Below are 23,161 nucleotides of genomic sequence, written 5' to 3' on the forward strand. Positions count from 1 at the left end.
GCGGACGGGCCGGCGCGACAGGCGGGCCGGCGCGACAGGCCGGACGGGCCGCGGCGCCGGGCCGTTCCGTCCCCCGTGCGGGACGGCCCGCCGACGGCTCCCGCTACTTCAGCAGGAAGTCGTACACCGCCTGCCGTCCGGCCGGGTTCGCCGCCCGGTTCTGCACCGAGTGCGCCGCCCCGGGCACGATCACGATCTGCGGATCGTGCACCAACTCGGCCTGCTGGTAGAGCACTTCGTACGGCGTGGACAGGTCCCGGTCGCCGCCGAGCAGCAGCACCGGCACGTCCGGCAGCTTGCGGTGGTCCGACGGCGCCGGCGGGACCTGCTCGCGCGGCCAGTCGAGGCAGACCAGGAGGCTGCCGAGCCCGGTCGCGGTCGCCGCGTCGTACGGCCAGGTCTGCTCGGCGGTCAGCCGCTGCCGGGTGCGCTCCAGCGCCGCCGCACGGCCCGCGACCGGGGTGTCGGTGGTGCCCCACGGGAAGCGCGAGTCGGCGCACAGGGCGGCGGAGTGCAGCCCCTGGCTGAGCTCCTCGGCCGAGGCCGCGTCGACCTGCCGGCGGACCAGGCCGAAGAAGTCCTGGAGCTTCGCGGGCTGCCCGGCGGCGGCCTCGTGCAGGATCTCCGGGACCCCACCGTAGTTCGGGTCGATGAACTCATAGCCGGTGAGCGCACTCAGGATCTGCGCCCCGTTGCCGTACCGCCGAACCGTGGCGGCGAGGTCGGCGGCCGGGTCGGTGGTGCAGCCGGTGGCCTGGCAGGCGGCCCGCAGGACCCGGGCGCTCGCGGGCAGCGCGGCCAGGTCGAGGGGGTCGAAACCCTGTTGCGGCACCACCGAGTCGAGCACCAGCCGGGCCACGTGCGCCGGGTGGGCGAGCGCGTACCGCTCGGCGACGAAGCTGCCGTACGAGACGCCGTCCAGGGTGAGGCGCCGGTCGCCGAGGGCGCGGCGCAGCAGGTCGATGTCGGCGACGGTGTCCGCCGTGCTGTAGTGGCGGGCGTTGGGGCCGAGGGCGGCGGCGCAGTCGGCGATCGACTGCTTGCGCGGCAGGGCGAGGTCGGAGGAGCCCATGTCCTCCTGGAGGCCCGGGCACTGGAGCGCGCCCCGGCCGGTGCCGCGCTGGTCGTACATCACCAGGCGGTAGTCCTTGAGGACGGGCTCCAGCTTGCCCGCCATCCGCTTGATCGCCGGGACGCCGGGCTGGCCGGGGCCGCCGGTGAGGAACAGCAGGTCGCCCTTGGGCGCCGTGGTGTTGCCGGTGACGGCCACCTCAAGGTCGAGGGTGCCGGGGGTGGCGCCGCTGTGGTCGAACGGGACGGTGAGGGTCCCGCAGCTGAACTCGGGTGCGTCCGGGCAGGGCGCCTGGCCGGTGATCCCGCCGACGCGGGCCGGTCCGGCCGTGGCGGCGAAGCCGACTGCGGGGGTGGCCAGGGTGGTGCCGGCGACCACCGCGACGGCGCCCAGCAGGGCGGCGACGCGGCCGCGCGTGCTCGTCATGTTCGTCCTTCCGCTCGCGCCGCGTCCGTGCTGACGCGGTCACGGAACCAGCCTGCGCCCCGGGGCTCTTCGACGGGGAGCGTTCGGGCGGGATTCGACCTGAACGGACCGTGCGCGACCGGCCCCGCCGGCCGATGGCACCAGGCCCCATCCCCTCCTGAGCGCGGCCCTCGCCATGCAAGCCTTAAGACGCCAGCCCTGCCCGCTTCGCCATAGCGAGCAGACCGGGCTTGGAGCGTTGGTGCATGACGATCAGCACCCGCAGCACTTCGCGACCCATCGGGTGTATCTGTGCCATCTGCGGAGCGACGGCATGGGCGGCGTTGAGAGCTTCCTCGGCACCGGCGTAGTCGCGCACGGCCAACCGGGCGCGTGCAACGTCGATGTACAAGCGGCCTAGGCGGTTTGGCTTCAACCCCGCGGGTGGGGATGCGATCAGTGAACCGGACATCTGGACAGCGCGGTCGGGGGCGTCGAGTTCGACGTGGGACGCCAGCTCGTACAGTGCGGTGTTTCCCCGGCCGAACGTCAGATGGTGCTGCACCAGGTCCCTGCCGTCCGGAAGCGTCTCGGCCAGGGTCCATGCGTGCCGCAGGTGGTCACGGGTGGCGTTGGCGTCCTTGGCTCTCGACGCCAGCACGACGCCGCGCAGATGGAGAGAGCCGAGGTGGATGGTCCGAAAGGGGCCACTCGCGGGTACGGCCTCGTAGCGGCTGATAGCCCTCTCGATGATGGCCAACCCGTCCTCATACTGGCCAGCAGACTGGTACGTGCCCGCCTCATTCCACGCTGCTGCTGCCTCGGCAGACGGGTTCCAGGTCTGCTGTGCGGCCCACATCTGGCGAGAGACGATCATGTCGGCAAGATCGGGCTGTGCGAGTCGGTGTGCAACCGTGTACGCGCAGCTGTACACATCCGCGACGTAGCCCCATGCCGTCGCCTCGCCTCGGGAGTCGAGAGCGGAGGCGGTCGTTTGGCCGAGTAGTGCGGGCAGCATCCGCAGCAATTCCAGGTACTGAGTGCTGGCCCTCAGGTCAGCGGCGGTCTGAACGGCCCCAGTGGTCTCAGCTGGGGAGAGTGGACTCTCTCGCGGAAGAGTGTGGCGACGAACAGTGTTCCGAAGCTCGTTGAGCAGGTCCATCTGCTCGGCCGGGCCGACGAAGGGATTCCCGTAGACGCGGGCGGTGGTGACATGGAGAACCCGAGCGACGGCAGCCACCACCGGAGGGGTCGCAGGCCTGAGCCCAGTTTCGATCTTGGAAAGGTAAGAAAGCGTGATGCCGGCTTCCCGGGCAAGTTTGGCCTGACTCAGGCCGCGCGCTTTCCGGAGTACCGCGATGTTCTCACCAGCTGACGGCGCTGTGTTCCCCATGCGCTCAATCATCCCAGTTCGACGACTAGATGATGGCACATCAGGTTCCGCAAGGGTCGTTGTGCAAGTTTTGTGTTAACTGATCTTGGTCATCCGCCGTTGAATGATTGCAGTCAGTAAGCAAGCGATCACCTTCCAGCCCTCGGGCAACGCCTCGCCGGTACTCGCGTACCGATCGGGAGGCAGCCCGATGCAGTCTCCGTGCGCACAGGCCGGGGCTCCTTCCCGGCCGTACCGGAAGCCGTCGGCCGGGTTGAACGGGTAATCCGCACTGGGGCGTTCGAGCACATCGAACGCCCCAGCGCGGAGCCGAAGGCTAGGACAGATCCAGCAGGCGTCGTGGTCGTCGTCGTTGATGAACGGCTCGGCAGGCATGACCGCAAAGTAACCCCTTCCCCTGCGGCCTCGACGAAGGAGGACAGACCGATGGCCAGACGCACCACCCCTCGGGTGTACCGCGAAGTCGTGACGGGACCCACGAAGGTCGAGAAGGCCAGCCCCCCGGCGGGGTGGAACCCGCTGGACGACTACAGGGCGGCTCAGGTCCTCGACAGGGGCCGCTCCCCGGGCGACATGCTTCAGATCGCTGCCGTGAAGTCCACGTGCTCCTGCAAGGACTGCGTGGCGTACAGGAAGTCCGTGCGAGCCAGGCTCTGACGACGCACGTGTGACGCGTGGCTAGACACCCCCATCCAACTCCCCAACGGAGAAGTGCAACTGTGAAAGTCAGTGTGATCCAGGGCGACCCGGTCCGGCACCGCACGGACGGTTGGACGGGCACCGTCGCGGGGACCCCGAGCAGGCTGGCCAACCACGCCTGGGTGAACCGGGACAGCTCCGCCGACCCGTACCCGGAGATGGTCCTCCTACGCGACTTGGAGTCCGCGGATTGAGCACCCCGCCGACCGGTTGGCTCACGGGCGATGGGTACGTCGTGGACCGGCCCGACGGCTACCGCGAGGGGACCTGCTGGGTCTGCCGCCGGGAGACGCTGGTCTGCGCGGGCACCTCGCTCCAGGCCCCCGGTGACGCCCAAAGCACCTGCCACGCGATCTGTAGCGACTGCATCATCCGCGCCCGGACGCCCCACCGCCGTGCCGCGTTGCGGGCCGCGCTCGACAAGCACCCGGCGTAGGTCCCGTGTCGAGACGAGGAGAACCCCCGTCGATGATGGCCAGGACGACTGCCGGGACACAGCCAGGCAGTGCGCTCATGGGGACCCGACCCCCGTGACGGTCGCTGTCGCCTACACGGTCTCACTGCTCGCGGCAAGACGGTTTACGCGGATCTGCACCTCGGTCGGCGGCCTCGAAGCCGCTGATCCCTAAAGCTCCCAGCCCAGTTGGATGAGGAAGTCCTCTGGGCTGGGCTCCACCGGGAATCCCCGGTGGAACGTTGCACCACCTGGCAGGAAGGAACCGAGAGATGAACGTGTACGAGCCCATCGTCACCGCCGACGAGGACGAGATGACCGTCACCGTGATCGGCGACGCGGCGGCCCTCACCATGGGCGGCACCTCCGACGGCGGCGAGGGCAAGCGGCACGTGTACCAGTACGCCGGCTGATCCTCCTTCTGCGGTGCGGCCCTTCGGGGCCGCACCGCTCCCGCTTTCCGCCATTGATTCGCCAAGGAGAGGGCCACCATGGCTTTCGGGGGCTTCAGCAGCTCCGCAACGAGCACGCCACACCCGTTGGGAGCGACACGGCTGCATCCGCAGTCGAGCGTATGGATGACCGGCATGACGCCGGCTCAGCTCTACCGCACGGAGGGTGGCCCGGCCCGCCGGCTGTTCGTCCTCGGGCCGAGCGGTGCGCGGCTGGCGGATCTGAAGGCGTTGGGCGCTGGGCCTCTGCCCGCCGATCTGGCGTGGCGCTGGCCGGGGGCCTACGCGGTGGTGAGCGAGGCCGGACACGAAACCGTGATCTTCACCGACCCGGCTGCCGCGCAGCCGGTCTATGTCTCCCGCTTCGGTTCGGGGTGGGCCTGGTCGTCGTCGGCGCGGCTGCTCGCGGGGCTCAACAGGGCTCCTGTCGATACGCGGCGGCTCGTGACAGCGGTGTTCGCGCCGCTGCTCCCCGCTCTCGTTGCGGGCCGGTCGTACTTCTCCGGGGTCGAGCAGTTGCCGCCGGGCGCGCGTATCCGGCTCGCTCCGGGCACAGCACCCCAGATCACGAACCTATGGCTGCCGCAGCCGGACATCGGACCCGAGCCAGCCGGGCGCTTCCGGGCCGAGCTTGAGAAAGCGGTGGGCCTAGGACTGGGCGACGGCCCGTTCAGCACTGACCTGTCGGGCGGACTCGACTCATCGTCCATCACCCTCCTGGCGGCTCGCCAAGCACCCGACAGCGTATGCGTCACCGCCGTCACGGTTCACCCTGAAGGGGACGAGTCGGGGGCTGACCTCCGATTCGCTCGGCTTGTGGCGAACTCGATGCCCGGCAGGATCAAGCATCACCTACTACCGACGCAACGCGAGCATCTGCCCTACACCGGGATCACCGACGTGCCCGCCGCTGATGAACCGGCCCCGTCCACAATGGCCTGGGCTGGGCTGCTTCGGCAGTTGGAGTGGATGGCCGAGCGATTCGACACCACGCTTCATCTGACCGGTGATGGCGGGGACAGCGTCTGCTCGCAGCCGCCGGTCCACATCGCGGATCTGGTTCGACACCGACAGCTCCGGGCCGCCTTCCACCAGGCCGCGGGCTGGGCCCGGCTCCGGCATCTTCCGCTCTCGAACATTCTCTGGCAGGCAGTCGCGTCGGCTCGACTCTCCCGGGCAGACGCGCTGTCCGTACTCGCCGCACAGATCGTTCAAGCCTCGCCCCCGGCGGCCGGCACCGTTCACTGGTTCCCGCCCGTGCAGCTCCCCGCCTGGGCAGGTGTCGAGACCCTGCCGCAACTGCGGGGTGAGATTGAGCGGGTGGCCGCCACCCCGGACCCGCTTGTGGGACTCGATGCCGGGGTCCGCACGGTCATAGACGAGATTCGTGAGATAGCCCGGACGGCCCAGGCGGATGCCGCGCTGGCGGAGGAAGTCGGTATCCGACTTCGCAACCCGTTCCTGGACGCCAGCGTGGTCAACTCCCTGCTGCGCGTCCCGCTCGAAGCCCGCCCACCCGTGTACGCCTACAAGCCGCAACTGGTGCGGGCGATGAGTGATCTGCTGCCGGCCCCACTCTCCGCCCGCAGTACCAAGGGCTCGTTCAACGCCGACTTCTACACCGGTCGGCGGGAGAACCTGGATGCCCTGCTCGGCCTGGCGAACGGATTCCTCTCCGCCCTCGGTCTGGTCGATCCCCGAGCCCTTCGCCGCGTGCTGAAGCAGGCCGCGATGGGCATGCCCGTGCCGATGGGGATTCTGGACCGGACGCTCGCCGTCGAGGCTTGGCTTCTGGCGCTTGACCGCGAGTCGGAGCCGCAATGGATTGAGGGAGCGGGCGACCGTGACTGACTCGCCTTCGTTCGTGAGCATGCCCCGCCATGTCCGTGGTCTGGACTTTGGGCACGCCGTTGTTCTGGTGAACTACTACAACGGCCAGGTCAGCACGCTCCCCGCGTCGGCCGGCGCGGCTCTCCGTCACGCGGCGGAGTTCGGCAACGCCCGGCACCTCCCGGAGCCGCTGTTGAAGTCGCTGCTGGCGGCGGGCTTACTGGTCGTGGCTGACCGGCCTCGGCCGTGGCGGAGCGTCCGCGAGGTGGAGGCGCCGAGGGCAAGCTGGGGCGGCGACGAGTTCCGGGCCGGGTTGACTCCTCCCGTGCCCGTCCCGCGCACCCGGACACTGGCGGCGGCTGCCGCCCTCTCGGTGGTCCACGCTGTGAAGGCCGCAGGCCCGGAGCATGAGGCGATGGGCCGTGTTCTCAAGCTGGTTCACTCCGCCAGCACGACGGGGCGGAGAAGGCCTGCGACGCCCACCGAAGCCGAACAGGCCGTCCACGCGGTGCGTAGCGCGGGCTGGTACTCGCCCGGACGAACCAACTGCCTGGAGGAGTCGGCTGCCGCGATGCTGCTGCTCCAGCTGACGGGTAAGGCCGCAGTTTGGCGTCATGGCGTCGCGCCTGACCCGATACGGTTGCACGCCTGGATCGAGACCGTTGACGGCACGCCCGTCGCCGAGTCCACGTCAGTTGGGTTGTTCACAGCGATTCTTAGCGTCCCCGGAGCACACCATGTCCGTTGAACAGATGATCTGGCTTTCCGATGGCATCTGCGGGCTCGGCCCCCTTCGGTCCGACCTGGCAGAGCAGTACTGGCGCTGGGAGGAGGCCCCGAGTTCCCTGATCGGGTTCGGCCGCCCGGTTCCCGAGTCGCTGCAAAGCCGGACCCAGGGACTTCAGCAGCAGCTCGCCGGCAGGAACATCAGGTTCACCGTCTACGACCTCACGGACGCCGAGAACCCGGTGCCCAGCGGCATGACCACGCTTCAACCCGACAACTACGTCCGCACCGCCGAATACATCCTCGTCATCGCGCCCGAGGCACGCGGCAAGGGCCTCGCCACCCGAGCCACCCGGCTGACGCTGGACTTCGGGTTCCACGTCGCCAACGTCCGGTCCATCTGGCTCAAGGTGCTCGCGCCCAACAAGGCCGCAGTCCAGGTCTACGCGAAGGCCGGCTTCAAGCACGTCGGCGCGATGCGCCAGGCCGGGTACTGGCGCGGCGCGGTGTGCGACGAGCTGATCATGGACGCGTTGGCCTCGGAGTTCTCGGGTCCCAGCGTCTTGGCATCCGCGGACTGACCGGCGAGCCCTGACCATCTCGCACCCCCGCCGCCCTCAACCCCCAACGGCGGGCCCGCCTCCGCCCTCCTCAGGAGTAGCTATGTGGGCCACCACTGAACAAGACCGGCAGGCCATGCTCAGGGCACTCGTGATCGCCGCGCTGCCGGCAATCGCCCTCCGGTACGACTCCGGCGTCGGCGTCAGAAGGCTCGCGACGGTTTACGGGTGCGATTCCAACTGGCTCCAGGCCCAGATGATCAAGGCCGGGTATCGCGTCCGCCCGCTTGACGAAGCAACCGGGCTGCGCCCCGCCCCCTGGCCGTGGATGCCTATCAGCATGCCGGGGCGGAAGACGATGCCCTGACTGAACCCCCGCTCAAACTGGGGCTTCCTAGCTCATGCGGCGAGCGCGTAACTGGCGAGCTACTTACGTTCCCGAAGGCGTAGAGGAAGACGCCGGACTCGACGAGTTCGCGGGCGCCGGCCACCGGGTCGCGGGTGTCTGGGTGCAGGCCCGCGCGGCGGAGCATCTCGGCGAAGTGCGGCGCGCCGGAGGGATCGTCCGTACTGATCCTGGACGGCGGTGGCCGGCGGTATCCCGGACTTCTGGGACGCCGCCGGTTCAGCATCGGTACGTCGCCAACCGTCGGGACGGCGAGCGCGGACCGCCGCCCGGGGCCGTCCCGGGGCCGTCACGGAGCCGTCCGTCGGGCTCAACTCCTCGTCCGGACCGGCCTGCCGTTCGGTTCCGGATTCACCGCAGTCCCCGGTGCCGGCGGTGGCGGCCCGCGTGGTGGTGGTGCCGGTTGCGCCGTCGCCACCGCCGTCGACCGGCTCCGGCCGCCGAGGCCCCGGACGCCGACGCTCCAGTGGACCGGGACGAGTCGGCGAAGGCGTCCTCCGACTCCCGACCGGAGTCCTTCGATCCCGCGGGCAGCACGTCGATCCGGCCCATCTGGCCGTGCGAGGAGTGCACCATGTGGTGGCAGTGGTAGACGTACTCGCCCGGATATTCGCCCCAGGTCATGGCGATCCGGACGCTCTCCCCCGGGTGGACCGTGATGGTGTCCTTCAGCCCGGCCTCGGCCGGGCCGACCGGCACCCCGTCACGGTCCAGCACGCGGAACTGCACCAGGTGGGTGTGGAAGGAGTGGGGGGCGTGGAAGACCCCGGCCGGCGGGCGGGTGAGGTGGTTGCGGATCGTCCAGATCTCGCTGCTGCCGACGGTGGTCCGCACGTCGGTCCGTTTCGGGTCGTACTTGCGCCCGTTGATCCTGGCGTCCGGGAAGGTCGTCAGCGCGAACTCCCGGTGCACCGTCGCCTTCGGGATCGGCGGCAGGGTGGCGAGGACGTCCGGAATCCGGCTCCGGTCCTCGGCCGTCCGGGTGATGTCGAAGCGCAGCACCTCGGTCCGCTCGCTCTCCAGCGCGGCCGTGTTCTCCAGCACCACCGATCCGCCGACCGGGTAGCGGGCGAAGTCGACCACGATCTCGGCGCGCTCCGCGCCGGTCAGGGTCAGCTCGTGCAGCGTCACCGGCGCGGCGAGCAGTCCGCCGTCGGAGGCGATCTGGGTGAACGGCTGGCCGTCGGCGAGGCGCAGCGACACATGCCGGTTGGGCGAGACGTTGAAGACCCGCAGCCGGTACTTGCGCGCGGCCACCTGGAAGTAAGGCCGCTCCTTGCCGTTGACCAGCATGTGCGGGCACGCGTACGGGTCGGTGTAGACCAGCCTGCCGTCGGTCTCGATCCGGGCGTCCCGGATCAGCAGCGGGATGTCGAACTCGCCGTTCGGCAGCGGCAGGCCGCTCTCGTGCGGGTCGCTGAGCAGGTAGGCGCCGGCCAGGCCGCGGTAGACGTTCTCGGCCTCCAGCTCGTGCGCGTGGTCGTGGTACCAGAGCGAGGCGGCCACCTGCTCGTTGGGGTAGCGGTACTCGCGGGTCTCGCCGGGCTTGACGAGGTCCATCGGCAGGCCGTCGTAGCGTGAGTGCACTTGGCCGCCGTGCAGGTGGACGGAGGTGTGCACGCGCAGGTCGTTGGTCTGCTGGACCACCACCTCCCGCCCTCTGACCGCCCGGATGGTCGGACCGGGGAAGCAGCCGCCGAAGGTCCGGACGGTGGTCAGCAGCCCCTTGACGATCTCCGCCTGGGTATCGGCCATCCGCAGCCGGTACAGGTCCGAGGAGTCCGTCCGCGACACCGGGTTCAGCACGGGGGGCACCGGCATGGCGTGCTCGAAGGGGGTGATCCGGGCGGCCGACCGCTTGGCCTCCGACCTGGGCGGCGCGGCGTGCGCGGCCGGAGCGGCTTGCGTGGCCGGCGCGGCCGACAACGCCAGGGACGAGACCCGGGCCCCGCCCGGTGCGCGGTCCCAGGGGAAGAGGACCGCCGGGCCGCCTATCGCGGCGGCTTTCAAGAGGTCTCGTCGGTTCAGCATTCCCGGTCTTTCCGTCCAGGGCCGGGCGGTCGGTACGCCGCCGGGCCAGTGGTCGCCGGTCGTGGCTTCCGGCGGCCCTGCTCGGTGGCCGCCGCGCACACGCCGGCGCGGGCCGGGCGTGTCGGACCGTAGCGCCGACGCGACGTTCCGTCACTGCCCGTTGGCTCAGTATCGGCGAGCTTCGCGCGCTCCGCAGCGCGACCGCACCTGCACGGGCCCTGACCCAGCGCCCGGCCCCCTGCCCCCTGCCCCCTGCCCCCTGCCCCCTGAACGACGGACGCGGGGCCGGGCACCTGGTGCCCGGCCCGGCCGCCGTTCAGGATTCCGGCGACGCCCAGGTGCCCAGGGACATCTCGGCGGTGATCCCCGGACCGAACCCGGCCAGCAGCCCCTGGTGCCCGTCGAGGGCCGACTCCTCGTCGAACATCCGGGCCAGGGCGTCGAGCACGACCGCACTGGCGATGTTGCCGTACTGGGTGAGGGTGGCCCGGCTGAAGCGGAACGCCTCGGGCGGCACCTCCAGGAAGCGGCTGAGGTCGTCCAGGATCCGTGGACCGCCGGCGTGGACGATGTAGAAGTCCAGCGTGCCCACGTCCCACTGGTGCTGCTCCGCCACCGCGCGCAGGGCCGGGCTGAGCGGCTCCATCGTCCCCGGCACCCTCTTGTCCAGCTGGAAGTGGAATCCGGTGGGGCGGACCGCGTAGGAGATCCACTCCTCGGTGTCCGGGATGAGGTACGAGCCGTTGCGTTCCAACCGCATTCCGGTCCCGCCCTCGCCCCGGACCACGGCGGCGGCGATCCCGTCGCCGAACAGGCCGTTGGACAGCAGCGAGCCCACGCCCAGGTCCGTGGGCTGGTAGCACAGCGAGCAGAACTCGCAGGCCACGATCAGCACGTTGGCGCCCGGGTAGGCCGAACAGAAGTCATGAGCCCGGTTCACCGCCGCACCGCCGCCCGCACACCCCAGTTGGGCGATCGGCAGCTGCCGGGTCTCCGGCCGGAAGCCCAGCCTGTTGATCAGCCACGCCGTGAGCGACGGCATCATGAAACCGGTGCACGACACATAGACGATCAAGTCGATCTGGGACGCCTCCACTTGGGCCTGTTCGAGGGCCCTGATCACCACCGCCGGGACGCGGGCCTTCGACTCCGCCGCGAAGACGGCACTGCGCTCGTCCCACCCCGGGTGCTTCAGCACCACCTCGATGGGTTGGATCAGGTGCCGCTTGCGCACTCCGGTGTTCTTGATGAGACGCAGCGCCAGTTCGAGCTGTGGATGGTCGGGGTGGAGCCTGCGCGCCAGCTCGATGGTCTCCTCGTTGGTGATGACGTGCTCGGGTACGTCTATCGCCGGTTTGCACAGAACTGCCACGGCACTTCCTCCAGACGAGCGGTGTTCCCGGTGCGACCCTGGCGGGGCGGGATTTCACCACTCGACGGCAGCCGCTGCGAGCCGGACGCGCGGAGGGCGCGGGCGGCGGGACGCACCGGGCGGGACCCAACTCAGCGGCCGACGAGCCGACCGAGCGAGGATCGGTTGATCGCGGTGCGGACGGTCGTACTGGCCGCAAGTTGGTTCAGGCCACCTAGCCCAATTTACGGAAGGCGGGCCCGTCCCGCATGTCGGCCCGCACACCCCGGGGTGTGCGGGCCGATGTACGCGGTGTTTCCGGCAGCGGGTGGCTGCGGGCGGCCGCCGGAGCGTGGGGGCACCGTCACCAGGTGACCGGCAGCGCCAGCGGATAGCGCCAGATGGACGTGGTGTTCCACGCCAGCTCCGCGGCCGGCTTCGCCAGCGCGATCCTGGGGAAGCGCTCCAGCAGCGTCCCGAGGGCGACTTCGAGTTCGGTGACGGCCAGCGGCGCGCCGAGGCAGTGGTGCGCACCCCAGCCGAAGGTCATGTGGGAGGGGCTGGTCCGCTCCAGGTCCAGCTCGTCGGGCCGGTCGAACCTGCGGCCGTCCCGGTTGGCCGTCAGGTAGGAGACGTGCACGATGTCCCCCGCCGGGATCGTCACCCCGCTCAGCTCCACGTCCTCAAGGGCCACCCGGGGGATGCCGACGCCCTTGCGGAAGGGGATGAAGCGCAGCAGCTCCTGGAGCGTCCGGGCGAGCGTCTCGGGCCGCTCGCGCAGTGCGGCGAGCACGTCGGGCCGGCTGAGGATGGTGTACGAGAGGTTGCCGAGCTCGTACGTCGTGGTGTCCTGGCCCGTGATCAGCAGGACCATGGCCATCACGGTGAGTTCCTTCTCGTCGAGGACTTCGTCGCCGTCGCGGGCTGTGGCCAGCACGCTGATCAGGTCGTCGCCGGGGTTCCTGCGCCGTTCGGCGGTCAGCTCGGCGAAGTACGCCCGCAGGTCGGCCTTGGCGCGTACCGCGTTCGGCTTGTTGGCCAGGCTCACGTCCATCATCGTCCGGGCGTTGGCGCGCAGCTGGGCGCTGTCGGCCTCGGGGATCTCCAGGACCTCGCAGATCGTGATCAGCGGGAGCGGATGGGCCAGGTGCTCCATGAGGTCGGCCGGGGGGCCCTGGTCCCGCATGCGGTCCAGCAGCCCGTTCACCACGTGCTGGGTACGCTCCCGCATCCGCTCGATGTGGTCGGGGGTGAAGCCCTTGGACACCAGGCTGCGCAGGCGGGCGCTGGCGGGCGGGTCCATGACGTTGATCGCCTCGGCCTGGACGATCGGCTCCGGGGTCATGCGCGGGAAGTCCCGGCCGACGATGGCGTGGCGGCTGAACCGCCGGTCGGTGGTGACCGTGCGCACGTCGTCGTACCCCGTGACGAGCCAGGCCTCCCCCTCGCCGTAGGGGAGGCGGATGCGGCTGACCGGTGCGTCGTTCATGAGCTGCCGGAGCGTCGGGTCGAACTCTAGGGTCTCGGCGAAGTCGAACGGGCAGTTCCGTGCGCTGGAGTCGGTGGACATGCGGACCTCCAGGTCTGGGCCGCGCGGGCCGGATGGGGGAGGCGGACGGAATGCACCGGTACCCGATCGCGCGGCCGCACACACCGGTGGAGGGGCGAGAGCGCCGGTAATTCATCCGGTCTGATCAGCGGCTCGGATCCACCCGCACCGGGGCCTGCCACTGGTGATGGCAGGCCCCGGCGGCCCCGGCCAGGGTGCCTCAGATCTCCCCGGTGGCCCGGTGCCCGTGCCGGAAGAGCGGGGCGCGGGTGTCGAAGGGCACGTCCTCGCGGCAGGCGGCGACGGCGGCGTCCGAGCGGGGGAGGTCGAACGGGAGCGTCGCGGTCATCGGGGCCCGGCCGAGCGCGGCGTCCAGCACGACCTCGTCCGCGGCGCCGAACTCGCCGATCAGCAGCGCCGCGTGCGGGGCGAGCGGGGTGAGCACGGCGGGCCGCTCCAGCTGGGCGGCGAACACCGTGGGCACGGCGGCGGCCAGCGCGGTGAGGCGGTCGACCTCGGCCGGCTCGAACTCCAGCGAGCCGCTGTGGAAGTGCTGCTCCAGCATCCCTTCGCGCCGCTCGTACGGGGTGGCGAGGCGGATCACGGCCAGCTCGGCCCGCTCCGGGTCCTCGACGAGGGTGCCGTACCCGGCGGCGACGGCGGGGTCGATGCCCTCGACGTACAGCCGGGTGGCGGTGCGCGGCTCGCCGGCCAGGTGGACCACCGAACGGCGCTGGACCTCGCGGCCGAGCGCCCGGCCCTCCGGGGCGCCGACCAGGTCGGCGGCGGCCTCCGGGTCGACGTACGGGTCGGCGAAGAGGCCGAGGCGGAACTTGTCGCGCAGGATGCGGCGGACCGACTCGTCGAGCCGGGCCTCGGTGACCGCGCCGGAGCGGACGGCGGCCAGGATCAGCTCCGGGTCCGTCTCGCCGCCGAGCTGGTCGGCGCCCGCGTCCAGGGTGAGCACGACCTGCTCGGCGACGGACAGCTCCTCGACGCCCCAGTGCCGCGGGGGCAGCGTGACCACTCCGGGGACGTCCATGCCGGTGATGGCGTTGAAGTCGGTGCAGACCACGCCGTCGAAGCCGTAGCGCCCGCGCAGCAGGCCGGTGATGACGTCCCGGTTGAAGTTGGCGCCGACCTCGGCGAGGCCGCTGCCGGAGGGGATCGCGTAGGCGGGCATGATCTGCGCGGTGCCCGCGGCGAAGGCCGCCTCGAAGGGGCGCTGGTGGGTCTCGAACTCGCCACCGGGGTAGACCAGTCGGCGTCCGGCGGCGAAGTGCGAGTCCTCACCGCCGGCCTGCGGGCCGCCGCCGGGGAAGTGCTTGGTCATGCAGGCGACGCTGTCCGGGCCGATCGGCCCGCCCTGGAGGCCCTCGATGTAGGCGGTGATCATCCGCGAGGCGCGCTCCGGGTCCTCCCCGAAGGTGCCGCTGATCCGGGCCCAGCGGGGCTCGGTGGCGAGGTCGGCCATCGGGTGGATGGCGACCCGGATGCCGACGGCGCACAGCTCGCGGCGGATCAGGTCGGCGTAGCGGCGCACCAGGTCGGGGTCGTCGGTGGCGGCGAGGCCGATCGGCTCGGGGCCGGTGCTGAAGCCGCCGCCGGTGTGGGCGGTGGCCGGGTTGGCGGTGAAGCCGTGCCGGGGGTCGGAGGAGAGGGTGACGGGGATGCCCAGCCGGCCGGCCGCGGCGAGGTCCTGGACGTGGTTGTTCCACTCGGCCATCGCGCGCGGGTCGGGGACGGCCATCATGGCGAAGTGGGTGAGGCCGCGCTCGGTGATCAGGCGGGCGCCGGAGGGGAACGGGCCCTGGTCGCCGGGGAGCATCCGGCCGTGCAGCATCAGCGCGGCCTTCTCCTGCAAGGTCATCCGGGTGAGGAGGTCCTCGACCCGCTCCTCGACGGGCAGCCGCGGGTCCTCGTAGGGCTCCATGGTGCCGTTGTGGTTGAGGTCGCGGAAGGGCGTGCCGTCGGTGTGCCGCAGCAGGGTCAGCATGCCGTCACCTCGGCGGTGTTCGACGCGGCGGTACGGGCGGCGGTACCGGCCTCGGTACGGGCAGCGGTACCGGCGGCGGTACCGGCCTCGGTACGGGCAGCGGTGCGGGCGGCGACCTTGGCGCGGAAGGCGTCCAGGGTCTCGGCGCCGACCCCGCAGGCGGTCAGGAAGCCCTCGGCGCCGCCGTGCTTGGCGCGGACCAGGTCGAGGAAGGTACTCATCGCCCCGGCGGGGGCCTCCAGCAGCGGGGCGGGGACGACCATCCGGCCGGCCTCGACCTCGTTGAGAGCGGCCCGGTTGCGGTCGGCGAGGCCGGCCCAGATCTGCTCGATCGCCTCGTTGGTGCGGGCGTAGTCGGCGACGATCTCCTCGGCGGGCACCCCGAGCAGCTCCAGCAGCAGCGCGGTGAGCAGCCCGGTGCGGTCCTTGCCGGCCGCGCAGTGCACCAGCACGCCGCCCGGGCGGACGGCGGCCTCGACGGCGGCGGCCAGCCCCTGCGGTGCGGACTCGGCCATCAGCAGGTAGAAGGCGCCGAGGTCCTCCGCGGTGGTCATGGCCCGCATGGCCTGCGCCAGTTCGTCGTTGGTCGGCTCGATCCGGGCGGGGACGACGGCGATGCCGGCGGCCTCGGCGACGGCCCAGTCCTCGGGGCGGCTCTCGGGCTCGCCCCGCAGGTCGACGACGGTGGTGATGCCGTGCTCGCGCAGCTGGGCGACGACGGCCTCGTCGGCGGCGGGGAAGGGCTGGGCGGAGCGGAACAGGGTGCCGGGGCGGATCCACCGGCCGGCGGGGTCGGCGAGCGCTGCGGGGTCGCGGAAGTTGACCAGGGACATGCGGGGGCCTTTCGGGAAGTGCGAAGCAGGTGGTGAAGGTGCGCGGCGGGCCGCGCAGGGGGGTGGAAAAGGGCGCGCGGTGCCGTCCGGACGGCCGGCGGCATCGCCCAGGGGTGTCGCGGTGACGGGGTGTAGGGGTGTAGGGGTGTAAGGCTGTCGGCTCGGGTCAGCCGGCGGTGTCGAGCACGTCCCGGTAGGCCTGGCGCCATTCGGCCACCGTGCCGGTCTCGGACGCGATCAGGACGTGGTGGCGCACCATGCCGCCGAACTGCGCGCCGAGCGCGGTCGGGCGCAGGTCGGTGGCCGGGTCGACGCCGAGCCGCTCGGCCGCGATGGTGACGGTGCGTTCGGTGAAGCCGTCGATCACGACCACGGCGTAGTTGTGCACGGAACCCTGCACCTCGATCAGGCTCCGGCGCAGCCGGCGGCGGCGCTCGGTGTGCTCGACGGGCTCTTCGAGCCGGCCGCCGGTGGCGGTCAGCGCGTGGTCGAGCGCGGCCCAGAGCGGGAGTTCGGCGGGGGCGGCGGCGAAGGCGTCGAGGATGGCCTGGCCGAAGTCCCAGCCGAACAGCAGCGCCTCCTTGGCCGGGTAGTAGCGGAAGAACGTGCGGTGGGCGATGTCGGCGCGGCGGCAGATCTGGTCCACGGTGGTGCGCTCGAAGCCCTGCTCCTCGAAGAGGTCGAGCGCCGCGGTGCGGATGCTGTCGCGGGTACGCGCCTTCTTGCGGTCGCGCATGCCCTGCTCCGCCGCGGTGTCCGTCCCCTGCATGGTTCTTCCGTTTCCTCTCGGTGAGTTGAGTGTGGATGGGGCCGCCGAGGGGGCGGCTGTCAGTACCGAATCACGTCCGACCGTGCTCGCTCAAGGCGAGTGCCGACTCTTCCGGGTCTCGTCATCTGAAATTTGCACAACTGCCTTTTGGCAGTACTGCCACTTCCGGAATGGTGTGGGGCGTCGGCGGCCGCACTCCCCCAGGCCGCCCCCGCTCCCCTCCCCCCCTCCCCCGAACCGAGGAACCATGAAGCGGCACACCCACCTCCTGGTAGCGGCAGCCTGCACGGCCGCGCTCACCCTCACCGCCTGCTCCGCCTCCGACGACGCGCTCTCCGGCGCCGGCGCCGGAAACACCGGCGCGGCGAACGACGGGCCGGCCGTGGACGGCGGCACGCTCAAGATCGGCCTGGACCGGCCGTTCGCCAAGCTCGACCCGGCCGACGGCACCCTGACCTCGATGCCGATGATGGTCCTCGCCAACGCCCTGTACGACCCGCTGATGGTCAACGGCGACAACGGCGCCGTCCAGCCCTACCTCGCCAAGTCCTTCACCCCCAACGCGGACGCCACGGTCTGGACCCTCGACCTGCACGAGGGCGTGAAGTTCAGCGACGGCAAGCCGCTGGACGCCCAGGCCGTCGCCGACCACGTCACCCGGCTCGCCAAGCCGGAGAGCAAGTGCGCCTGCGCCATCGACGCAGCCACCATCGGCGCCACCACCGTCTCCGGCCCGACCACCCTCACCTTCACCCTCAAGGCGCCCGACGCCGCCTTCCCCAACCTGTTCACCCGCTCCCTCGGCTACGTCTCCGAGGCCCCGGCCGGCGACTCCCCCGCCGTCGGCTCCGGCCCGTACACCGTGGAGACCGTGCAGCCCGGAGTCTCCGTCACCCTCGCCCGCAACCCCGCGTACTGGGGCGCCAAGGGCCACGCCGACAAGCTCGTCTACCGGGTGCTCACCGACACCGACAGCCGCTACCAGTCGCTGCGCTCCGGCGACACCGACCTGATCTGGACCGAGACGCCCGGCCAGCTCAAGCAGGCCTCCGCCGACGGGCTGCGCAGCGCCACCGGGCCCGGCGGCACCACCACCATCGTCTTCAACACCACGTCGGCGCCCTTCGACGACGTACGGGTCCGCCGAGCCGTGCAGTACGCGATCGACCGCGAGGCCCTGGAGAAGGTCGTCTCCCTCGACCAGGGCGCCGTCTCGGACGGCCCGATCGGCTCCCGCTCCCCGTACCGCACCGCCGCCGAGTACCCGGCCCACGACGTGGCCAAGGCCCGGGCCCTGCTCGCCGAGTCCGGCCACCCCGACCTCACCTTCGACTACCTCGTCGACAGCCGCCCCGAGGGCCAGCAGCGCGCCACCGTGCTCCAGCAGATGCTCGGCGAGGCCGGGATCAAGGTGACCATCAAGCCGCTCGACGCCACTGGCCTGGGCACCGCGATGCTCCAGCGCAAGTTCCAGGTGATCGACTTCCCCACCAGCATGTTCGGCGACACCGACACCGCGCTCACCAGCCTCTACCTGCCCAACTCGCCGTACAACTTCATGAGTTGGTCCGACCCGGAGACCTCGAAGACGATCGCCGAGGGCCGCGCCTCGACCGACACCGCCAAGCGTGCGGCCGCCTACCAGCAGGCCGCCCGGCGGGTCGTCAGCGAGGTGCCGATGGCCTTCCTCACCGAGAACACCGTCGGATTCCTCGGCTCCGCCAAGATCGGCGGACTGCCCGACCTGTCCAAGCGCACCGTCCTCAACGTCTCCCCCGCCCCCCTGTGGGTGAAGCGATGACCCCCCGCACCCGCACCGCGCTGCGCCACGGCGGGCGACTCGGCCGCGCCGCCGCCGTGCTGCTGCTGGTCACCGTCGCCGCCCTGTACCTGCCCCACCTGATGCCGGGCTCCCCCGCCGTCGCCGCCCTCGGCCCCACCGCCACCCCCGAGCAGATCTCCGCCTACGAGGCCGGGCTAGGCCTGGACCGCAACCTGCTCGCCGCCACCTGGCAGTGGATCGCCGACGCCCTGCACGGCGACCTCGGCCACTCGCTGTCCACCGGAGCCGCCGTCACCACCGAACTCGCCGACCGCATCCCCGTCACCCTCGAACTCTTCCTCGCCGCCCAGCTGGTGGCACTCGCCCTCGCCGTGCCCGTCGCCCTGCTCTCCGCCTGGCGCCCCGGCGGCACCTTCGACCGGATCGCCACCGCCGGCACCTTCGGCTGGCTCGCCGTCCCCGGCTTCGCCCTCGGCCTGCTGCTCATCTGGATCGCCGCCGTCCAACTGCGCGTCCTGCCCGCCACCGGCTGGACCCCGTTCACCGAGGACCCGGCCGAAAACCTGCGCCACCTGGTGCTGCCCGCCCTCACCCTCGGCCTCACCGAGGCCGCCGTGTTCACCCGCACCCTGCGCGGACAACTGCTCGACACCCTCGACCAGCCGTACATCGCCGCCGCCCGCAGCCGCGGCATGGGCACCACCCGGTTGCTGCTGCGCCGCGCCCTGCGTCCCTCCAGCCTGCCGCTGGTCACCCTGGTCGGCATCGGCATCGGCACCTCGCTGGGCGGCTCGGTGCTGGTCGAGTCGCTGTTCGCGGTGCCCGGCGTCGGCAGCCTGGCCGCCGGGGCCATCTCCGGCCGGGACTTCCCCGTCGTCCAGGCCGTGGTGGTGGTCAGCGCCGTCGGCGTGGTCGCGGCCACCTTCGCGGTCGACCTGCTGTACCGCACGATCGACCCGAGGATCGCCCATGAGCACCGCTGAGACCACCGCCGTGACCGCCGTGACCGTCGAGACGGCCCCGGCGCGCACCACCCGCCGCCGGCCCCCCACCGGCGTGCTCGCCGCCGGGGTCTGGCTGGCCGTGGTCGCCCTCGCCGCCCTGCTGCTGCCCCTGCTGCCCGGCTTCGACCCGCTGCACGGCGACTTCGCCCACCCCGCCGCCGCCCCCGGCCCCGGCCACTGGCTGGGCACCGACAGCGCCGGACGGGACGTCCTGCAGCGCACCGTCGCCGGCGCCCGCGCCTCCTTCACCGTCGCCGCCCTCACCATCCTGGTCGGCCTGCTCGGCGGCGGAACGCTCGGCCTCGCCGCCGGCTGGTTCCGCGGCCCGCTCGACAAGGCGATCGGCTTCGCGACCGACCTGCTGATGTCCGTGCCCAGCCTGATCCTGGTGATGATCGTGGTCTCGCTGCGCGGCCCCAGCCTCACCGTGATCGGCACGCTGATCGGGCTGTTCACCGTCCCGCACTTCACCCGGGTGGTGCGCGCCGTCGTGCTCTCGCTCAGCGAGCGCGGCTTCGTCCAGGCGGCCCGCATGCTCGGCACCGCCCCGCTGCGCATCCTGCGCCGCGACATCGTCCCGCACGTCGTGCCGGCCGCCCTCACCTTCGCCTTCACCGCCACCACCGTCGCCATCGTCGCCGAGGGCTCGCTCAGCTTCCTCGGCTTCGGACTGCGCCCGCCGGAGCCCTCCTGGGGCGGCATCATCGCCGAGGGGCGCACGGCCCTCGGCACCGCGCCGTGGATCTCGCTGGCACCCGCGGCCGTGCTCTGCCTGACCGTCCTCGCCCTCAACTACCTCGGGGAGCACCTGCGTTCGGGTGGCCCCGCCGGCCCGAAGGGAGCGCGCGGATGACCTCCGCCCCCGACCTCGACTCCCCTGCCCTTGCCGTCCCGGCGCTCGACGAACCTGCCCTCGACGTCCCGGTGCTCGACGTCCGCTCGCTGGACACCGTCCTGCACACCCCCGACGGCCGCGCCCTGCACGTCCTGCACGGCGTCAGCCTCACCATCGCGGCCGGCGAGTGCCTCGGCGTGGTCGGCGAGTCCGGCTCCGGCAAGTCCGTGCTCGCCCGCGCCGTCCTCGGCGTCGAGTCCCGCACCACCAAGGCCGTCGCCACCGGCGAGATCCGGCTGAACGGCGAGGACCTGCTCGCCGCCTCCCGCACCCGCCGCGCCGAACTGCTCGGCACCGGCATCGCCATGGTCCACCAGGACCCGATGACCTCGCTCAACCCGGTGGTCCGGATCGCCGACCAGGTCACCGAGTCCCTCACCAACCGGCGCCGGCTCTCCCGGCGCGAACGACTGCGCACCGCCACCGAGTTGCTCGCCGCCGTCGACGTCCCCGACCCCGCCCGGCGGGCCCGCGCCCACCCGCACGAGCTCTCCGGCGGCCTGCGCCAGCGCGTCGGCATCGCCGCCGCCCTGGCCGGCGAACCCGCCCTGCTGCTCGCCGACGAACCCACCACCGCCCTCGACGTCACCGTCCAGCGCACCGTCCTCGACCTGCTCGACCAGCACCGGCGCAGCCGCGGCCTCGCCACCCTGCTGATCACCCACGACATCGGCCTGCTGTACGGGCGGGCCCGCCGGATCGCCGTCATGTACGGCGGCCGGATCGTGGAGACCGGCCCCACCGAGGCCGTCACCCGCCACCCCCGGCACCCCTACACCGCGGCCCTGCTGCGCTCCGTACCGCGGGTCACCGGCCCGCTGCGCCGCACCCTGCCCGCGATCCCCGGCTCGCCGCCCGACCTCACCCGGCCCACCCCCGGCTGCCCCTTCGCCCCGCGCTGCGAACTGGCGACGGACCTCTGCACCACGACCGCGCCCCCCACCCACACCGCGGCGGACGGCCACACCGCCGCCTGCCACTTCCCGCTCACCGCGCCGTCTGACGCGCCTTCGCCCTCGCCCTCGTCCTCGCCCGATTCCTCGCCCGATTCCTCGCCCGACGAACTGGAGCCCGCGGCGTGACCACCGCCCCCGACGCCGCTGCCCACGCAGCCGTCACCCCCGAAGCCACCGCCCCCGGAACGGCCGTCCTGGAGGCCACCGGCCTCAGCGTCGTCCACCGCACCCGCTCCGGCCCGCTGCACGCCGTCAGCGGCGTCGACCTGGCCCTCCACCCGCGCCGCACCCTCGCCCTGGTCGGCGAGTCCGGCTCCGGCAAGAGCAGCATCGCCAAGGCCCTGCTGCGGCTGCCCCCGCCCACCACCGGCACCGTCACCCTCGACGGCACCGACCTCGCCACCCTCTCCCCGCGCGCCCTGCGGGCCGTCCGGCCCCGCCTCCAGATGGTGTTCCAGGACCCGCTCTCCTCCCTCAACCCGCACCGCCGGGTCCGCGACCTGGTCGCCGAACCCCTCGACGCCCATCCCGACCCGGCCCGCGACCGCGAGCAGGTCGTCACCGAGCAGCTGTCGGCCGTCGGCCTGCCGCCCGCCCTGTTCGGCGACCGCCGCCCCCACCAGCTCTCCGGCGGGCAGGCCCAACGCGTCGCCATCGCCCGGGCCCTGGCCGCCGGACCGCACGTCCTGATCGCCGACGAGGCGGTCTCCGCCCTCGACGTCTCGGCCCAGGCCACCGTGCTCAACCTGCTGCGCGGGCTCACCGAGGAACGCGGACTGGCCGGCCTCTTCATCTCCCACGACCTCGGCGTGGTCCGCGCGGTGAGCGACGAGGTAGCCGTGCTCCAACTCGGCCGCATCTGCGAACGCGGCCCCACCGAAGCCGTCCTCGCCGCCCCGGCCCACCCCTACACCGCCGCCCTGCTCGCCGCCGTCCCCGAACCCGGCCGCCCGCTGCGCGACACCGGCCTCCTCCCCACCGACCCGCCCTCCCCCCTCGCCCCGCCCAGCGGCTGCCGCTTCCGCACCCGCTGCCCCCTGGCCAACACCCGCTGCGCCACCGAGGAACCGCAGCTGCGGGAGGTGGCACCAGGCCGCACGGTGGCCTGCCACCGACCGCTGATCGACGCTGCCACAGCGTCCTGACCAGCCGGACGCACCACGGGCCCCCGGGCCGGGAGCCCCACTCCCGCCCCAGGGGCCCCTTCCGTTCCCTTCCGTTCCGGCCGCGGACGGGCCGGCGTCCAGGGCGCGCCGTCGGCGGAAGCGACGGACGACGCCCCTGCCAGGCTGTCACCTGGCAGGGGCAAGGCCTTCGCGCCCCGTTCGCACCCCTTCACGCCGGTGACGATTCGCGTACGCAGCCTTACCGTTGGCTGCGATCACGGGCCGCACCCGGCGACCCGGCGTACCGGAGGTCCCATCATGCGACGCCTCGTCACGACGATCGGTACCCTCATCGCCGCGGGGACGCTGGCCGTGGCCGTCCCCACGTCCGCCCAGGCCGCCACGGGCACCCTGACGTTCTACAACGTGATCTTCCCCGACGGGTCGGGCAGCGGCCCGGGCGTACCGTACGTCGACCCGGCCCCCGGCTGCTACGACGTCCCGAGGCAGGCGCACGGGCCCCTGTCAGGCGTGAACAACGCGACGGACAGCACGGTCCGCTTCTACTGGGGCGAGGACTGCACCGGCGGATCGCTGTTCAGCGTGTCGGCCGGCCGTTCGGTCAGGTTCAACTCGCACCCGCGCTCCTTCAGGGTCGAGAGCTGACCGCAGACCCGAACGCAGCCACTCCGGCCCCCGCGGCCGAAACGCGGGCAACTCGGACACAGAACCGGCCAGTTGGACAGCGACGACGCCGCTGTCCACACCGTCCGATCTGCGGCAACGAGAGCAAGCCGACCGAGCCGGGCGGCCCGGCTGGAGCCTCACCATGTAGTTGTCGGGCGTCTCGTCGTAGCACGTGGCCAGGCTCCGCCACGCTCGGATCCCGTG

At 72.1% G+C, this 23,161-nt stretch carries 21 protein-coding genes and 1 pseudogene; 13 read left to right on the forward strand and 9 right to left on the reverse strand.

All coding sequences use genetic code 11. The features are described from left to right. Positions 1-103: 103 nt before the first annotated feature. The 3 genes from A6F73_RS33270 to A6F73_RS33280 form a co-directional block, all read right to left on the reverse strand. Entirely contained in the window at positions 104-1,498 is a 1,395-nt protein-coding gene (locus A6F73_RS33270; protein ID WP_208869234.1) for an alpha/beta fold hydrolase, read from the reverse strand. 184 nt (positions 1,499-1,682) lie between these two features. After that, on the reverse strand, positions 1,683-2,870 hold the full coding sequence (locus A6F73_RS33275; protein WP_159398673.1) for a helix-turn-helix transcriptional regulator: 1,188 nt from the start codon (positions 2,868-2,870) through the stop codon (positions 1,683-1,685). Positions 2,871-2,945: 75 nt separating this feature from the next. Next, positions 2,946-3,245 (reverse strand): hypothetical protein, encoded by a 300-nt coding sequence (locus A6F73_RS33280; RefSeq protein WP_063352089.1) that lies wholly within the window; start codon positions 3,243-3,245, stop codon positions 2,946-2,948. A gap of 344 nt (positions 3,246-3,589) precedes the next feature. Between A6F73_RS33280 and A6F73_RS41920 the strand changes: the two genes are divergently transcribed. From A6F73_RS41920 to A6F73_RS33310, 7 genes are all read left to right on the forward strand, one after another. Then, positions 3,590-3,763: a hypothetical protein gene (locus A6F73_RS41920; RefSeq protein WP_159398674.1), complete on the forward strand. Its 174-nt coding sequence runs from the start codon at positions 3,590-3,592 to the stop codon at positions 3,761-3,763. Beyond that, on the forward strand, positions 3,760-4,005 hold the full coding sequence (locus tag A6F73_RS33290) for a hypothetical protein (RefSeq protein WP_063352091.1): 246 nt from the start codon (positions 3,760-3,762) through the stop codon (positions 4,003-4,005). Before A6F73_RS41920 ends, A6F73_RS33290 begins: the two co-directional genes overlap by 4 nt. Before the next feature lie 290 nt (positions 4,006-4,295). After that, positions 4,296-4,436, forward strand: a complete 141-nt coding sequence (locus A6F73_RS41925) for an albusnodin family lasso peptide (protein ID WP_159398675.1) — start codon at positions 4,296-4,298, stop codon at positions 4,434-4,436. Positions 4,437-4,514: 78 nt separating this feature from the next. Beyond that, on the forward strand, positions 4,515-6,326 hold the full coding sequence (locus tag A6F73_RS33295) for an albusnodin/ikarugamycin family macrolactam cyclase (protein ID WP_063352092.1): 1,812 nt from the start codon (positions 4,515-4,517) through the stop codon (positions 6,324-6,326). Next, entirely contained in the window at positions 6,319-7,053 is a 735-nt protein-coding gene (locus A6F73_RS33300; protein ID WP_063352093.1) for a lasso peptide biosynthesis B2 protein, read from the forward strand. The genes A6F73_RS33295 and A6F73_RS33300 overlap by 8 nt, the downstream gene beginning before the upstream one ends. Next, on the forward strand, positions 7,043-7,612 hold the full coding sequence (locus A6F73_RS33305) for a GNAT family protein (protein WP_079136483.1): 570 nt from the start codon (positions 7,043-7,045) through the stop codon (positions 7,610-7,612). Before A6F73_RS33300 ends, A6F73_RS33305 begins: the two co-directional genes overlap by 11 nt. Positions 7,613-7,694: 82 nt before the next feature. Beyond that, positions 7,695-7,958, forward strand: a complete 264-nt coding sequence (locus A6F73_RS33310; protein ID WP_063352094.1) for a hypothetical protein — start codon at positions 7,695-7,697, stop codon at positions 7,956-7,958. A 390-nt stretch (positions 7,959-8,348) separates the two neighbouring features. On the opposite strand, the gene A6F73_RS33315 is transcribed toward A6F73_RS33310, so the two are convergent. The 6 genes and pseudogenes from A6F73_RS33315 to A6F73_RS33340 all read right to left on the reverse strand — a co-directional run bounded on the left by A6F73_RS33315 (position 8,349) and on the right by A6F73_RS33340 (position 16,526). Further along, positions 8,349-10,028 carry a multicopper oxidase family protein gene (locus A6F73_RS33315; protein WP_063352095.1) on the reverse strand — a complete coding sequence of 560 codons (1,680 nt, stop codon included), beginning with the start codon at positions 10,026-10,028 and terminating at the stop codon, positions 8,349-8,351. A gap of 316 nt (positions 10,029-10,344) precedes the next feature. Beyond that, positions 10,345-11,409 (reverse strand): annotated as a pseudogene (locus A6F73_RS33320) (type III polyketide synthase); the annotation flags it as partial. Between the two features lie 334 nt (positions 11,410-11,743). Then, on the reverse strand, positions 11,744-12,949 hold the full coding sequence (locus tag A6F73_RS33325; protein WP_063352097.1) for a cytochrome P450: 1,206 nt from the start codon (positions 12,947-12,949) through the stop codon (positions 11,744-11,746). 199 nt (positions 12,950-13,148) lie between these two features. Continuing rightward, positions 13,149-14,924 carry a glycoside hydrolase family 3 N-terminal domain-containing protein gene (locus A6F73_RS33330; RefSeq protein WP_063352098.1) on the reverse strand — a complete coding sequence of 592 codons (1,776 nt, stop codon included), beginning with the start codon at positions 14,922-14,924 and terminating at the stop codon, positions 13,149-13,151. Further along, complete coding sequence (locus tag A6F73_RS33335) at positions 14,918-15,757, reverse strand: tyrosine-protein phosphatase (RefSeq protein WP_063352099.1); 840 nt, start codon at positions 15,755-15,757, stop codon at positions 14,918-14,920. The genes A6F73_RS33330 and A6F73_RS33335 overlap by 7 nt, the downstream gene beginning before the upstream one ends. Before the next feature lie 166 nt (positions 15,758-15,923). Then, positions 15,924-16,526 carry a TetR family transcriptional regulator gene (locus tag A6F73_RS33340; RefSeq protein ID WP_063352100.1) on the reverse strand — a complete coding sequence of 201 codons (603 nt, stop codon included), beginning with the start codon at positions 16,524-16,526 and terminating at the stop codon, positions 15,924-15,926. A gap of 247 nt (positions 16,527-16,773) precedes the next feature. Between A6F73_RS33340 and A6F73_RS33345 the strand changes: the two genes are divergently transcribed. The 6 genes from A6F73_RS33345 (at position 16,774) to A6F73_RS33370 (ending at position 22,936) form a co-directional block, all read left to right on the forward strand. After that, the gene (locus tag A6F73_RS33345) at positions 16,774-18,327 is read left to right on the forward strand and encodes an ABC transporter substrate-binding protein (protein ID WP_063352101.1); all 1,554 of its coding nucleotides are present in this window, start codon (positions 16,774-16,776) and stop codon (positions 18,325-18,327) included. Further along, a complete protein-coding gene (locus A6F73_RS33350) occupies positions 18,324-19,292 on the forward strand; it encodes an ABC transporter permease (protein WP_063352102.1) in 969 nt (322 codons plus the stop codon). The genes A6F73_RS33345 and A6F73_RS33350 overlap by 4 nt, the downstream gene beginning before the upstream one ends. Then, positions 19,279-20,166, forward strand: a complete 888-nt coding sequence (locus A6F73_RS44230; protein WP_063352103.1) for an ABC transporter permease — start codon at positions 19,279-19,281, stop codon at positions 20,164-20,166. Before A6F73_RS33350 ends, A6F73_RS44230 begins: the two co-directional genes overlap by 14 nt. Beyond that, positions 20,163-21,290: an ABC transporter ATP-binding protein gene (locus tag A6F73_RS33360; RefSeq protein ID WP_079136485.1), complete on the forward strand. Its 1,128-nt coding sequence runs from the start codon at positions 20,163-20,165 to the stop codon at positions 21,288-21,290. The genes A6F73_RS44230 and A6F73_RS33360 overlap by 4 nt, the downstream gene beginning before the upstream one ends. Beyond that, positions 21,287-22,309, forward strand: coding sequence for an ABC transporter ATP-binding protein (locus A6F73_RS33365; protein ID WP_079136486.1), 1,023 nt, complete (start codon positions 21,287-21,289; stop codon positions 22,307-22,309). The genes A6F73_RS33360 and A6F73_RS33365 overlap by 4 nt, the downstream gene beginning before the upstream one ends. A gap of 279 nt (positions 22,310-22,588) precedes the next feature. Further along, positions 22,589-22,936 (forward strand): hypothetical protein, encoded by a 348-nt coding sequence (locus tag A6F73_RS33370; RefSeq protein ID WP_063352104.1) that lies wholly within the window; start codon positions 22,589-22,591, stop codon positions 22,934-22,936. Positions 22,937-23,161 lie beyond the last annotated feature (225 nt).

The sequence above is a fragment of the Streptomyces sp. MJM8645 genome, assembly GCF_001625365.1.
Lineage (GTDB): Bacteria > Actinomycetota > Actinomycetes > Streptomycetales > Streptomycetaceae > Kitasatospora.

Bases quoted from the DNA above. Each gene is read 5' to 3' on its own strand.
- A6F73_RS33270 (WP_208869234.1), bottom strand. From the start codon at position 1,498: ATGACGAGCACGCGCGGCCGCGTCGCCGCCCTGCTGGGCGCCGTCGCG.
- A6F73_RS33275 (WP_159398673.1), bottom strand. From the start codon at position 2,870: ATGGGGAACACAGCGCCGTCAGCTGGTGAGAACATCGCGGTACTCCGG.
- A6F73_RS33280 (WP_063352089.1), bottom strand. From the start codon at position 3,245: ATGCCTGCCGAGCCGTTCATCAACGACGACGACCACGACGCCTGCTGG.
- A6F73_RS41925 (WP_159398675.1), top strand. From the start codon at position 4,296: ATGAACGTGTACGAGCCCATCGTCACCGCCGACGAGGACGAGATGACC.
- A6F73_RS33295 (WP_063352092.1), top strand. From the start codon at position 4,515: ATGGCTTTCGGGGGCTTCAGCAGCTCCGCAACGAGCACGCCACACCCG.
- A6F73_RS33305 (WP_079136483.1), top strand. From the start codon at position 7,043: ATGTCCGTTGAACAGATGATCTGGCTTTCCGATGGCATCTGCGGGCTC.
- A6F73_RS33310 (WP_063352094.1), top strand. From the start codon at position 7,695: ATGTGGGCCACCACTGAACAAGACCGGCAGGCCATGCTCAGGGCACTC.
- A6F73_RS33315 (WP_063352095.1), bottom strand. From the start codon at position 10,028: ATGCTGAACCGACGAGACCTCTTGAAAGCCGCCGCGATAGGCGGCCCG.
- A6F73_RS33325 (WP_063352097.1), bottom strand. From the start codon at position 12,949: ATGTCCACCGACTCCAGCGCACGGAACTGCCCGTTCGACTTCGCCGAG.
- A6F73_RS33330 (WP_063352098.1), bottom strand. From the start codon at position 14,924: ATGCTGACCCTGCTGCGGCACACCGACGGCACGCCCTTCCGCGACCTC.
- A6F73_RS33335 (WP_063352099.1), bottom strand. From the start codon at position 15,757: ATGTCCCTGGTCAACTTCCGCGACCCCGCAGCGCTCGCCGACCCCGCC.
- A6F73_RS33340 (WP_063352100.1), bottom strand. From the start codon at position 16,526: ATGCAGGGGACGGACACCGCGGCGGAGCAGGGCATGCGCGACCGCAAG.
- A6F73_RS33345 (WP_063352101.1), top strand. From the start codon at position 16,774: ATGAAGCGGCACACCCACCTCCTGGTAGCGGCAGCCTGCACGGCCGCG.
- A6F73_RS33350 (WP_063352102.1), top strand. From the start codon at position 18,324: ATGACCCCCCGCACCCGCACCGCGCTGCGCCACGGCGGGCGACTCGGC.
- A6F73_RS44230 (WP_063352103.1), top strand. From the start codon at position 19,279: ATGAGCACCGCTGAGACCACCGCCGTGACCGCCGTGACCGTCGAGACG.
- A6F73_RS33360 (WP_079136485.1), top strand. From the start codon at position 20,163: ATGACCTCCGCCCCCGACCTCGACTCCCCTGCCCTTGCCGTCCCGGCG.
- A6F73_RS33370 (WP_063352104.1), top strand. From the start codon at position 22,589: ATGCGACGCCTCGTCACGACGATCGGTACCCTCATCGCCGCGGGGACG.